Below are 13,040 nucleotides of genomic sequence, written 5' to 3' on the forward strand. Positions count from 1 at the left end.
AAAATCCAAAATCCAAATTTTATTGGGATTTGGATTTTGAAATTTCCTTTTTGTTATTTATTTAGTTGTTCTAAAATCTCTTTTACCGTTTCCATATCATCAAAATGATGGCGAACACCATTTATTTCTTGATACGTTTCATGCCCTTTTCCTGCAATTAAAATGATATCTTTAGCCTGAGCCAATTGACAAGCCGTTTTAATTGCCTGTTTTCTATCTGTAATTCGCAGCATTTTTTTATAGTTGTGAGGCTCAACTCCCTGCTCCATTTCATCCAAAATAACTTCCGGATCTTCGTTTCTTGGATTATCCGAAGTCAAAACTGCTTTATCGCTTAAATCTGAAGCAATCTTTGCCATAATCGGGCGTTTTGTTTTATCACGATTTCCTCCACAGCCTACTACAGTAATTAGCTGTTCGTTTTTAGTGCGAATATCATTTATCGTTTTTAAAACATTTTCTAAGGCATCTGGCGTATGTGCGTAATCTACAACAGCAGTAATTCCGCCATCTGATACGATATACTGAAAACGACCCGAAACACTTTCTAAATCAGACAGTAAACGCAACGCTTCAAGACTATCAATTCCTAGCTCTACAGCAGTTCCATAAATCGCTAAAACATTGTATGCGTTGAATGTACCAATCAGTTTTACCCAAACTTCATTATCATTAATTTTCAACAATAATCCAGACAATTGGCTTTCTAAAATCTGTGCTCTATAATCTGCATAAGATTTTAAAGCGTAAGTCAGTTTTTTAGCCACTGTATTCTGAAGCATTACTGATCCGTTTTTGTCATCAATATTCGATATAACAAAAGCTGATTTTGGAAGAGAATCAAAAAACGACTTTTTAACATCTCTATATTCAGCAAATGTTGGGTGATAATCTAAGTGATCGTGAGAAAGATTCGTAAAAATTCCGCCCACAAAATGTAAAGCCTCTGTACGTTTCTGGTGAATTCCATGCGAACTTACTTCCATAAAACAATGCGTAACTCCCGCTTCAACCATTTCATTTAAATAATGATTAATAGTTAAAGAATCTGGTGTTGTATGCGTTGCTGGATATTCTGTTTGATCTACTACAATTTTTACCGTTGACAATAAACCAACCTTAAAGCCTGCTTTTTGAAACAACTGAAATAATAAGGATGCAATAGTCGTTTTTCCATTTGTTCCTGTTACACCAACTAATTTTAGTTTTGCAGATGGATCTTCAAAATAATTAGCGGCCATAAAAGCTAAAGCCGTATTGGTATCTTTTACTTGAATATAAGTTACTTCATTAGCTGTATTTTCAGGAAGCGTATCACAAATAATCGCTTTTGCTCCAAGCTGAATTGCTTTTTCGATATAATCGTGTCCATCTGAAAGTGAACCGCGAATTGCTACAAAAATGTCATTTACCTCTACTTTACGTGAATCAAATTCGATTTTCTGAATAGCAATATCTGTTGAACCTTTTACAGATTCAATAGCTACTTTATATAATATGTCTTTTAATACTTTCACGATAATTCTAATACAATTGTTGTGTTTTTACTTATACTGGTTCCCGCTTGAATCGATTGATTCTTTACTTTTCCCATTCCATTTACTTTTACTTTCAAACCTAAATTTTCTAGTAAAGCAATCGCGTCCATTCCTGGCATTCCTTTTAAATTGGGAATCTGGTTAAGCTTTTTATTAGCTTCAGCCGTATATTTATCATAACTAGCATCCTGTTTCGGAATTCTAGAATCTAATTTTTTGATTTTATTTGTCGAAGGCGCATCGGTAAAAATCTTTTGCGCAATTCTCTTAAAAACCGGTCCGGCAACATCTGCTCCATAGTAATCATTTCTAGATGTATTAGGTTTATGAACCACTACAATACAAGAATACTTTGGATGATCAGCTGGAAAATACCCCGCAAAAGAAGACGCATAATACATTCCTTCTCTTCCTGCGTTACCGTAATTCACCATAGCTGTTCCCGTTTTTCCTGCCATTGAAAAATCTTTCGAATACAACTTAGAACCTGTTCCTTTTTTCACCACATTCGCCAAGACTGCTTTTACTTTTTTAAGTGTTTCTGGCGAACAAACCTTTGGATTCATTACTTCTGTATCAAACTTTTTAATGGTTTTGTTCCATTCTTTAATCTCTGATACAAATTGTGGTTTTACCATTACCCCATTGTTTGCAACTGCATTATACAAGGTTAAAGTCTGCATTGGCGTAACCGAAACGTTATATCCAAAAGCCATCCAAGGAAGCGTGGTTCCCGACCAATGTTTGTCTCCAGGCTGCGGAATATAAGGCCTTCCTTCTCCTTTAAAATGCAATCCCAATGGTTTATTTAAGCCTAATTCATTAATATGATTCACAAACTTACGCGGGTTGCTTTTGTAATTTTCGTAAACCGCCTGAACCATTACGGTATTGGAAGAAAGCTCAAATCCGCGTGCCAAAGTAACTTTCCCGTAACCGCCTCTATGCGAATCACGAACAGCTCTTCCATAATATCTAATTTCCCCACCATGGCTATCGTAAACTGTACTTGTATCAGCCACTTTATCTTCCAAAATCGCCATTAAATCAACTAATTTAAAAGTCGATCCAGGTTCGTGAGATTCAGCAACTGCATAATTGGTTGTTTCGTAATAAGAACCATCTTCTGCTCTTCCTAAATTTGAAATCGCTTTGATGTATCCTGTTTCCGTTTCCATTACTACTACACAACCGTGATCTGCTTCGTAATCTTCCAATTGTTTCAGCAAAGCGTGGTGTGCGATATCTTGAATGAAAACATCTATAGTCGATATCACATCATAACCGTCAATTGGATCCACTTCGTTTACATCACGAATTGGTTTCCATTGTCCTTTTGCAATTTTTTGCTTTAGAATCTTACCATCTTTTCCGTTCAAATAGCTTTTAAAAGCCCATTCAATTCCTTTTCCTACTTCTATTCCAGTTGCTGGATCAATACGGTCGTAACCAATTGTTCTTTCTGCAATTTTACCTATTGGATGTTTTCTAACAGTTTCTTGCTCAACAATAATTCCACCTTTGAAAGCACCTAAATTGAATAATGGAAACCCTTTAATTTTCACATATTCCGTATAACTCAAATTGCGGGCAATCAAATAATAACGGTTTTTATTCTCTCGTGCTTTTCTTAATTCTTTTTGAAAATAGCCACTTGGCTTATCTAAAACTGTTGCTAGAGAATCTGACAATTGTTTTACATATTTTTCGAAAGTCTCTGTTTTTGGCGCTTTTGCATCAAAACGAATTTCATAATTCGGAATTGATGTTGCCAACAAACTTCCGTCAGCAGAATAAATATTTCCTTTATTGGCAGGAATTATAAAGTTTCTAACCGTACGCTGTTTCGCCAGTTTTCTGTAATAATCTCCATCAACCCACTGAATATTGGTTAATTTAACGACAATAGCAATTGCCATCAAAAAGATGAAAACTGCTACGAGGTAAATTCTGTAGGATATATGTTTATCGTCTACTGCCATATTCTTTTAAAGAAACTTTTTTCTTCTTCTTTTTTAACTTCTATTTTCACTGGAGGAACCGTCGACGGAAAAATTTGTTTCTCTAACATTTTATCCGAGATGGTTGACTCCATTTTTAACTTCATTAATTCTGAACGTCGATCCACAAATTCAGATCTTAGTTCTTTTACTTCATTATTTAATTTCGCGATTTCAAAAACCTTTTGTTCGTATCGCTGTGTATTGGCAATCATCAAAATGGCCAGCAGAATTATAAAGACGATAAATCGCCAATTTTTTACTGCATCTTCATGAATCAGGAATCTTGCTTTTAATATGCTAAATACACCACTTTTCATTATTTCCTACCTTAATATATATTATAGCTTTTCTGCAACTCTTAATTTGGCACTTCTTGCTCTATTATTAATTTTGATTTCTTCGTTGTCTGGAACAATCAGTTTTCCGATAGTTTTGAATGGAACTGAAAAATTTCCGTAAAAATCTCTTTCTGGTTCTCCTTCAAACATTCCGTTTTTAATAAATCTCTTTACCAAACGATCTTCTAACGAATGATATGAGATAACCGAAAATCTTCCTCCTGGTTTTAAAATCTCCAACGACTGCTCAATAAATTCTTTTAGAACATCCATTTCCTGATTTACCTCGATTCGAATTGCTTGATAAATCTGAGCCAAAACTTTGTTTCGAACTTTCTCTGGCAAAAACTTTTTCAAAACATCTTTCAATTCTTCAGTCGTTTTGATCGGGTAATCTTTTCTTGCCTCAACAATTGTTCTAGCCAAAACCGGTGCATTTTTCAACTCCCCATAATCAAAAAAAACACGACGTAAATCCTGTTCTTCATATTCGTTAACCACTCGATAAGCATTTAAATCATTTTTTTGACTCATCCGCATATCTAGTTCGGCATCAAATCTGGTAGAGAAACCTCTTTCTGGAACATCAAACTGATGTGATGAAACTCCCAAATCTGCCAAGATTCCATCTACTGCTTTTACTCCGTGAAAACGTAAAAACCTTTTTATGAACCTAAAATTTTCGTTTATCAAAGTAAACCTTTCGTCTGGCAGTGCATTGGCAAGCGCATCTTCGTCTTGATCAAATGCAAACAGCCTTCCGTTTGGCCCTAATCTTTTTAAAATCTCTTTTGAATGACCACCGCCTCCAAACGTAACATCTACATACACACCATCAGGTTTAATATTTAAACCATCTACTGTTGGATGAAGCAAAACCGGATTATGATATTCCATCTTCGTCGTCATTAATATTTCCCATTACTTCTTCGGCTAGATCTGCAAAATCCATATCTTCGCCACTAATTGATTTCTCGTATAAATCTTTGTCCCAAATCTCAACAATATTAACCGCAGATGAAAAAACCACATCTTTAGAAATACTTGCAAACGTTACCAAATCTTTTGGAACAAGCAACCTTCCTAATGCATCAACCTCAACCACTTTAACACCAGCAGTAAACCTTCTAATGAAATCGTTGTTCTTTTTTACAAAGCGATTAAGCTTGTTGATTTTTTTCATCATCGCATCCCATTCTACCATCGGATACAATTCTAAACACGGCTGAAAAACAGAACGCTTCAAAACAAATCCGTCTTGAAGAGAAGCCGTCAACTGCTTTTTTAAAGGTGCAGGCATCATTAGCCTCCCTTTAGCATCGACTTTACATTCATATGTTCCAACAATTGTGTTCAAAAAAAACTAGTTAACATGTTATACAGCAAAAATATAAAAAATATTACCACATATTACCACTTTATACCACTTTGTTAATAAGTTTAACCACTTTGCTACCACTTTCCATAATCTACAACTAATCAATACTTTAACTATTAATTAACAGATTCTTAAATACGTTATTCATTCAAAAAAATAATGCGCTAATTTTCTTAAAAAATTGACTATAATGCACATTTCTTAACATTTGCGTATTTTAACAAATATCATCTTAATTACTGATTTTTAACATTTTACATATTCTACTGAAATTATCTAGTTAAAAAATGGCATCAAAAATTCATTTTTGTTGAATTAACCCTATATTTGTCGAAATTGAAATTGGCATTAGATTAGATGGACAAACACTATAAAAAAGAAGGCAAATACAGCTATTTCGAAGCTGGAGAAGGAACTCCGATCGTTATTCTGCATGGTTTAATGGGAGGTCTAAGTAACTTTGATGGTGTAGCACAATATTTCCCAACGAAAGGATATAAAGTTGTTATCCCAGATTTGCCAATATACACCCAAAGCATTTTAAAAACGAACGTAAAAAGTTTTGCGAAATACGTAAAAGACTTTATCACTTACAAAGGGTTTGACAAAGTTATTCTTCTAGGAAATTCTCTTGGAGGGCATATTGCTTTGTACCATACAAAACTTTATCCTGAGAAAGTTGCCGGACTTGTAATTACCGGGAGTTCTGGACTTTACGAAAGCGCAATGGGAGATAGCTATCCAAGAAGAGGCGATTACGAATACATCAAAACAAAAGCTGAGGCTGTATTTTATGACCCAAAAATTGCAACTCCCGATTTGATTGATGAAGTTTACGCTACAGCTAATGACCGCATCAAATTAATCAAAACTTTAACCATTGCAAAGAGTGCCATTCGTCATAATATGGCTAAAGATTTGCCAAAAATGGACGTTGAAACCTGTATTATTTGGGGTCGAAATGACTCTGTAACTCCTCCAAATGTAGCTGAAGAATTTAATAAATTGTTACCAAATTCAACTTTATACTGGATTGACAAATGCGGACACGCAGCGATGATGGAACACCCTCAGGAATTTAATGAAATTCTTGAAAAATGGCTTACTGAAAAGAATTTTTAGCCGTCAAAATTTATTTTTTTTAGGAGGTTTTAAAACGAAAGAACATGAAAATTAACACCGCCGAATTTATTGTCAGCAATTCTGATGCATCAAAATGTCCAAAGGATTTTTTGCCAGAATATGCTTTTATAGGAAGATCAAACGTAGGTAAGTCATCTTTGATTAATATGCTTACCAACAATAAAAATTTAGCCAAAACATCTGGAAAACCAGGAAAAACACAATTAATAAATCATTTCAAAATCAACAACAATTGGTTTTTGGTCGATTTGCCTGGTTATGGTTACGCTAAAGTTTCTAAGAAAACAAAATCAGTTTTTCAGCAATTTATTACTGATTATTTTGAAAACAGAGAACAACTGGTTTGTGCTTTTGTTTTAATTGACATTCGCCACGAAGCTCAAAAAATAGATATCGAATTTATGTCTTATATGGGCGAAAGCGAAATTCCGTTCTGCATTATTTTTACTAAGGCAGATAAAATTAGTAAAACAAAAATAGATTCGCATATTGCAGCTTACAAAAAACAGATGTTTGCCAACAACTGGGCCGAAATGCCTCAATATTTTGTAACCTCATCTACAGAATCTACCGGAAAAGAAGAACTATTATCTTATATAGATGAAGTGAATCAAGAAGTTTTTAAAAACAACTCTGAATTTTAAAATTTTAAAAACTCACAATATTAAAATCCCAAATTCCAATTGTAATCCTGGAATTTGGGATTTTTATTTTTGAAAGTAAAAACTTAAAAATAAATTGTTTTTCATAGTCTGAAAACTATCTTTTAAACTACATTTGACACAACCAAAAATAGTTTATGAAGAACCCAAAACCATTCTTTTTTATTTTCTTGACCCTGATCCTGACCTCTTGCAAAACACCAACTTATATGTTTACATCTGGACCAAGATCCGGTGTTAATTTTACCTCAGGAAGATGGTTGATGAATGAATTAGATTGCCCTAAAAAATCAAAAGACAAATTAACGGAAGAATCTTTAGCGTTTTTTAAAAAGAATTTGAGAGACCGTTTGTTTTATATAAATGATGTTAACGGATTACTAATCAGCCGAAAGATTCATTTAAATCCCAATAAAACCAAACTAAAAGAATTAAAAGATGGAACTGGTTTTGATTTTTTCGTTAATATCTCAACTACAAAACGCAAAAGCGATTTCTCTTATATTGAGCTCTATCAATCCGATGACGAAGTAGGAAAAAACGAAGCTGCCGTACTTGTTGAAATTTACGATTTAAATTCTCAAGAAATCATCTATTCTCAAAATGTGGTCGGCATTTCTCAAAAAACAAAAACCGAACCGATGTGGTCTACCGAAAAATCAAACAAGTTTATTGACAATGTAGAGTTTTACAAAACATCAGATAAATTAATGAAAGGAGCTTTAAAAAAGATATTCAAAGACCTAGACAAAAGATCTGTCAAATAAAAAGAACAAAAAAAAGGAAATATCCTGTTATTTGACTTACTTAGACAATTACAATAAAAAGCAAAAAATCCCAAACCCAATTATTTGAAATTGGAATTTGGGATTTTTTTATATTGGAATTTCTATTACTTCGTAAGCTCCAGTTTTTCTGCAAAGTAATCACAGAAATCTTTCATTGTGTCTGACATTTTTTCATCGTCTGTTGCACGTTTAAAAGTATCGGCCATTGCAACTAAAGTCTGGTGAAAGAAAATCTTCATTTCATCTACCGGCATATCTTTTGTCCACAAATCAATACGCATGGTTTCTTTTACCTTACTATCCCAAATAGACAGCATGATTGCTTTTGCTTCTTCCGCTTGAACTCCGCCATCTTGTGCACTCCATGTTAATTTTTCAGGAACACGGTTTTCGTCCAATTCTATATTAAATTTAATCTCTGAGTTTATATTTGCCATTATTTCTTAGGTTTATATTTTGATTTTTCGAAGATTTCTTTTGGCTCAAGCTTGAATAATTCAGCCAAAGTAACATCACTATTGTTTTTCATGTAAGAACGTACCATCTGCCAGCCAATCCAAGCTCCCACTCGTCCTGGAGAATCGTTATCTATTTCTAAAAAGAATTTAGAAAAAGGTGCTGGAGCTATAAATCGTGCTCTCAGCTTTGGATCTTCATTGTAAAGCATTTCATTTTCTATGAAATAACGCCACATATAGGCTTCGTTTTCTTCACACCATTTTATCTGCTCTGGAGTATATCCCATTTTTTCTGCATCTGTATATTCAGGAATCAGCAAATCTTTTGCATAAAGCTGTTTCCCTTCAAAAACCATTTGAGCAACCAAACTCTTATCTATAGAATTTGGAATATTTCGATACGAAAAACTAGACACTACGTCTGGCATAATTTGTCTTTCTTCAAAGTTCTCTTTTAAGTAATTTGGAAACTCATAAAACTTATGATTTTTCCCTAAATACAATTCTAAAGCTACCACTACAAGACTATCTGCGTAAATAGATTTTGCATTATAATCCATTTCTCCAATTACCGTAATTACCTTTGGAATTTTATTTTTAGGAAAATAGTATTTTACATGCTGAAAAAGTTCATTAAACTCTTTGCGAACCGGCTCAAAATTGCTGTACTTTTTCTGAACTTCTGTATAAACTTCTCTCCAGATTGGATCGTTCATTTTCTGAACCCAAACGTTATCATCATTACCAGGAAAGAAAAACGGATATTGTTTTTTTACTTTCGCAAGATCTTGCGGTTTGGTTTCAAAAAACACCTTATCAAATCGTTCTACTTTAATATCAACAGGAATTTCTTCTACTTCTTTTTCAACCTTACTTTTTTGATTGCAAGACAAAAAAAACAGGCATAGAACCACTGCAAAGCGATATATTTTCATTTTATTTTAATTAGATTTGTGTTATCAGAATTTTAAGTAGTTGCATACTCAAAATAATTCTGCAAATATACATCCCTGCATCTTAAAACTTAAACTATTATGGCTAAAAAAAGCACAATTCAGACAGAAAAAGTAAATACGCACATTGTAGAGTGGTTAAAAAATTACGCTGCTAATGCAAAAGTAAATGGTTTTGTAATTGGAATCTCAGGAGGTGTAGATTCTGCAGTAACTTCTACTTTATGCGCACAGACAGGACTGAATGTTTTATGTGTCGAAATGCCTATTCATCAGGCAGAAAGTCAAGTTTCGAGAGGAAGAGAGCATATTGAACAGCTCAAAAAACGCTTCCCTAATGTTTCTGACGTTAAGACCGATTTGACCCAAACTTTTGAATCTTTTAAAAGTGCAGTGCCTTCAACTGAAGATGCAGCAAAAGTTAATTTAGCTTTAGCAAACACACGTGCACGCATTAGAATGACTTCTTTGTATTATTTAGCAGGAATTCATGGTTTACTTGTAGCCGGAACAGGAAACAAAGTGGAAGATTTTGGCGTAGGTTTTTACACCAAATACGGAGATGGCGGCGTAGATTTGAGTCCAATTGCCGATTTAATGAAATCTGATGTATATGCTTTGGGAGAATTTTTGCAAATTCCACAATCTATTTTAACAGCCGCTCCTACCGATGGATTATTTGGAGACAATCGTACAGATGAAGATCAATTAGGCGCAAGTTATGACGAATTAGAATGGGCGATGTTAGCCGCGGAGTCAGGAAAAACGGCATCTGACTTCGAGGGGAGAGAAAAATCTGTCTTTGAAATCTATAAACGATTAAACACCAGCAACAAGCATAAAATGGATCCAATTCCTGTTTGTTTAATCCCAAAAACGTTAAAATAATACATTTTAACATTCTCTGCGAGTTATTACAGAATTTATTTATTAATTTTACCATTCCAAAAACATGAACAATTCTAAAAAAGGTAAAAATTATGATTAAAGTATGTCTAGCAGACAATCATCCTGTGACGCACTTTGGCGTTAAGTCTTATTTTAAAGACCACGATCAAATTTCAATTGTTGCCAACGTAGGCAATTTTTCAATGGTTAGAGATATTCTTCAAACGAAGGAGATCGACATTTTAATTCTAGATCTAGAGTTAGAAGGTCTTTCAAGCATCTTTGAAATTAAATCTATCTTAAAAAATTTCCCAAAAACAAAAATTGTTATTTTCAGTGATCTTGCTGAGCAAATGTACGCTCCAAACGCAATTAAAGCAGGAGTTTCTGGGTATGTACATAAAACAGAAAAACTTGAAACATTAGGTCATTCTATTATTAAAGTACACGAAGGAAAAATTATCATCAACGAAACAGTACGTAAAAACATGGCACTTATTGCTAAACAAAGCAAAAGTGAGCGTCTGTACAGAAAACTTTCTAACCGCGAAATCGAGGTTTTACGTTATTTAAGTGATGGTAAGAAAAACAATGAAATCTCTAAAATCTTAAATCTGAATGAAAAAACAATCAGTACTTACAAACTGAGATTATTAACAAAATTAAATGTTACTAATCTTGTTGACTTAGTGAACAAAGCTAAGACTTTAGAAATTATTTAATCAAGTCGAAAATCTTAGCCTTTTAAGAGAATCGAAAATTATAAAACTCTATCTATTTTGATTATCAAATTAGATAGAGTTTTTTTCTTTTAGTGATAAGGCACTACTACTCTCCCCAATTTTTTCGAAAAGTTATTCAGCAATTTAGAATAATCGATCACCATACTCAAAACTTCCGAATTATCTTCCTGAGGATCGGTTAAAAGAGAATTCTTTAATTCTGCTATAATTCCAGACACCAAATACCATCTCATAGAAAATATCGTATCTGAAACATTCTGTTCAATGGTTTCACTTTTATGTTTTGGGTAAATATTCTGCCCTTCCCAATTATGAATGGTTAATCTTTCATCTTCCATCAAAATATTGGTTACTTCTTGAGCAAAATCAGGTTCTAAATGCATCAAATATTTATCTAAACTAAATGTTTCATTCTGATTATAAAAATCAATGATATTCGTGTAAATATTCTGAAACAAAATATTAGACAACTGCACTTCGTCTTCTTGAAGACTTAGATATATTTTTTCGAATACCTTATATTGTCTTTTTTCTGAAACTTCTTTTACATTTCCTTCTTCATCTGCCCTTAAAAAAACATCTTCAAAATTTTCTACTACACTTCCGTACAATAGCAAAATCTCAATGACTTTTCTTTCGAAACCATATAAAATATCTACTTTTTGATTTTGTTCTTGCGGAAAATATCCTGGATCTCCCGGATAATCGTAACCTTCGGGCGGGCCAGTTCTTGGATCTTCCGGATCTCCTCCTGAAAATGAACCTGCTTGCGGAGGCTGATTTCTGACTACCTCAAAAGGCCTTTGTTCCTGTTTCTGCTTTTTATTAGCGTCAGCTATATCTTTCTGAATCAGCTGCGCCAAAGTACTCGTCAAGACCTGCTCCGAAATATCCATGATTCGAGCACATTCCTGAATATAAACTTCACGCTGAATACGGTCTGGAATTTTAGAAATACTCGTAACCATATCGCGAATCAGATCTGCCTTTTTTATGGGGTCATTCTTGGCTTCGCCCATTAAAATCGAAGCCTTAAATTGTATAAAATCTTTACTGTTGTTTTCTAGATAAGCGACTAAATCGTCATGAGAATTTTTACGCGCAAAACTGTCCGGATCTTCTCCCTGAGGAAAAGAACAAACACGAACATTCATACCTTCTTCCAAAATCAAATCAATTCCTCGAATGGCCGCTCGTAAACCAGCCGCATCTCCATCAAAAAGAACGGTGATATTTCTAGTTAGACGATTGATCAAACGAATCTGATCTGGTGTTAAAGCTGTTCCAGATGAAGCCACAACATTTTCTATTCCTGCTTGGCTAAACTGAATCACATCGGTATAACCTTCAACCAAGTAACAGTTATTTTGTTTGGCGATAGATTGTTTTGCATGATAAATTCCATAAAGGACTTTACTTTTATGGTAAATATCACTTTCAGGCGAATTGAGGTATTTTGCCGCTTTTTTATCATTCGTTAAAATACGCCCTCCAAAACCTAAAACACGACCCGACATACTTTGAATCGGAAACATTACACGACCTTTAAATCGGTCAAATGGTCGATCTTCTCTCGGAATTGTCAAACCTGTACTTTCTAGAAATTCTAATTTATATCCTTTTCCTAAGGCTTCTTTCGTCAAAGCATCCCAAGTTTCTGGAGAATATCCTAAATTGAATTTTTTAATGGTTTCATTCGTAAATCCTCTTTCTTTAAAATACGATAAACCAATTGCTTTTCCTTCTTCAGAATTAACCAAAACATCCTGAAAATACTTAGCAGCAAATTCAGAAACCAAATACATACTTTCACGAAGATCTGTATTGGCTTTTTCTGCTTCAGTCTGCTCCGTTTCTTCAATTTCGATATTGTATTTTTTAGCTAAATAGCGAATGGCTTCTGGATAAGTAAATTGCGAATGTTCCATTAAGAATTTAACAGAGTTTCCACCTTTTCCGGTACTAAAATCTTTCCAGATTCCTTTTGCCGGAGAAACCATAAACGAAGGAGAGCGCTCGTCTGAGAACGGACTCAGCCCTTTAAAATTACTTCCTGCGCGCTTCAAATTCACAAAATCGCCAATAACCTCCTCAACTCGAGCAGTTTCAAAAACAGAATCAATGGTGGTTTGTGAAATCAAAGTGTAT

At 34.0% G+C, this 13,040-nt stretch carries 13 protein-coding genes; 5 read left to right on the forward strand and 8 right to left on the reverse strand.

Features of this window, described 5'->3' with window-relative positions; all coding sequences use genetic code 11:
- Positions 1-53 precede the first annotated feature (53 nt).
- Genes AC3Y25_RS13940 through AC3Y25_RS13960 form a run of 5 tightly spaced genes read right to left on the reverse strand, consistent with a single transcriptional unit; the run spans position 54 to position 5,236 of the window.
- Positions 54-1,517 (reverse strand): UDP-N-acetylmuramoyl-L-alanyl-D-glutamate--2,6-diaminopimelate ligase, encoded by a 1,464-nt coding sequence (locus AC3Y25_RS13940; protein WP_489903155.1) that lies wholly within the window; start codon positions 1,515-1,517, stop codon positions 54-56.
- Positions 1,514-3,520 carry a penicillin-binding protein gene (locus tag AC3Y25_RS13945; RefSeq protein WP_489903156.1) on the reverse strand — a complete coding sequence of 669 codons (2,007 nt, stop codon included), beginning with the start codon at positions 3,518-3,520 and terminating at the stop codon, positions 1,514-1,516. Before AC3Y25_RS13945 ends, AC3Y25_RS13940 begins: the two co-directional genes overlap by 4 nt.
- Positions 3,511-3,858: an FtsL-like putative cell division protein gene (locus AC3Y25_RS13950; RefSeq protein ID WP_008467159.1), complete on the reverse strand. Its 348-nt coding sequence runs from the start codon at positions 3,856-3,858 to the stop codon at positions 3,511-3,513. Before AC3Y25_RS13950 ends, AC3Y25_RS13945 begins: the two co-directional genes overlap by 10 nt.
- Positions 3,859-3,879: 21 nt before the next feature.
- A complete protein-coding gene (gene rsmH, locus AC3Y25_RS13955; RefSeq protein WP_248729495.1) occupies positions 3,880-4,788 on the reverse strand; it encodes a 16S rRNA (cytosine(1402)-N(4))-methyltransferase RsmH in 909 nt (302 codons plus the stop codon).
- A complete protein-coding gene (locus AC3Y25_RS13960; protein ID WP_035691746.1) occupies positions 4,763-5,236 on the reverse strand; it encodes a division/cell wall cluster transcriptional repressor MraZ in 474 nt (157 codons plus the stop codon). Before AC3Y25_RS13960 ends, rsmH begins: the two co-directional genes overlap by 26 nt.
- A 378-nt stretch (positions 5,237-5,614) precedes the next feature.
- On the opposite strand from AC3Y25_RS13960, the gene AC3Y25_RS13965 reads away from it, so the two are divergent.
- The 3 genes from AC3Y25_RS13965 (at position 5,615) to AC3Y25_RS13975 (ending at position 7,829) form a co-directional block, all read left to right on the forward strand.
- On the forward strand, positions 5,615-6,379 hold the full coding sequence (locus tag AC3Y25_RS13965) for an alpha/beta fold hydrolase (protein WP_427872271.1): 765 nt from the start codon (positions 5,615-5,617) through the stop codon (positions 6,377-6,379).
- Positions 6,380-6,423: 44 nt separating this feature from the next.
- Positions 6,424-7,044: a ribosome biogenesis GTP-binding protein YihA/YsxC gene (gene yihA / locus AC3Y25_RS13970; protein ID WP_095928581.1), complete on the forward strand. Its 621-nt coding sequence runs from the start codon at positions 6,424-6,426 to the stop codon at positions 7,042-7,044.
- Between the two features lie 155 nt (positions 7,045-7,199).
- On the forward strand, positions 7,200-7,829 hold the full coding sequence (locus AC3Y25_RS13975) for a hypothetical protein (RefSeq protein ID WP_489903157.1): 630 nt from the start codon (positions 7,200-7,202) through the stop codon (positions 7,827-7,829).
- Between the two features lie 125 nt (positions 7,830-7,954).
- Here AC3Y25_RS13975 and gldC read toward each other — a convergent pair whose 3' ends face one another.
- Both gldC and gldB read right to left on the reverse strand, forming a co-directional pair.
- Positions 7,955-8,287 carry a gliding motility protein GldC gene (gene gldC, locus AC3Y25_RS13980; protein WP_172426852.1) on the reverse strand — a complete coding sequence of 111 codons (333 nt, stop codon included), beginning with the start codon at positions 8,285-8,287 and terminating at the stop codon, positions 7,955-7,957.
- Positions 8,287-9,243, reverse strand: coding sequence for a gliding motility lipoprotein GldB (gldB, locus tag AC3Y25_RS13985; RefSeq protein WP_489903158.1), 957 nt, complete (start codon positions 9,241-9,243; stop codon positions 8,287-8,289). The genes gldC and gldB overlap by 1 nt, the downstream gene beginning before the upstream one ends.
- Positions 9,244-9,342: 99 nt before the next feature.
- Between gldB and nadE the strand changes: the two genes are divergently transcribed.
- Positions 9,343-10,149 (forward strand): NAD(+) synthase, encoded by an 807-nt coding sequence (nadE, locus tag AC3Y25_RS13990; RefSeq protein WP_320492809.1) that lies wholly within the window; start codon positions 9,343-9,345, stop codon positions 10,147-10,149.
- A 92-nt stretch (positions 10,150-10,241) separates the two neighbouring features.
- Positions 10,242-10,871, forward strand: a complete 630-nt coding sequence (locus tag AC3Y25_RS13995; protein ID WP_008467169.1) for a response regulator transcription factor — start codon at positions 10,242-10,244, stop codon at positions 10,869-10,871.
- 89 nt (positions 10,872-10,960) lie between these two features.
- On the opposite strand, the gene dnaG is transcribed toward AC3Y25_RS13995, so the two are convergent.
- Positions 10,961-13,033 carry a DNA primase gene (gene dnaG / locus AC3Y25_RS14000; RefSeq protein WP_250834015.1) on the reverse strand — a complete coding sequence of 691 codons (2,073 nt, stop codon included), beginning with the start codon at positions 13,031-13,033 and terminating at the stop codon, positions 10,961-10,963.
- Positions 13,034-13,040 lie beyond the last annotated feature (7 nt).

The organism is Flavobacterium sp. LK-23 (genome assembly GCF_058135255.1).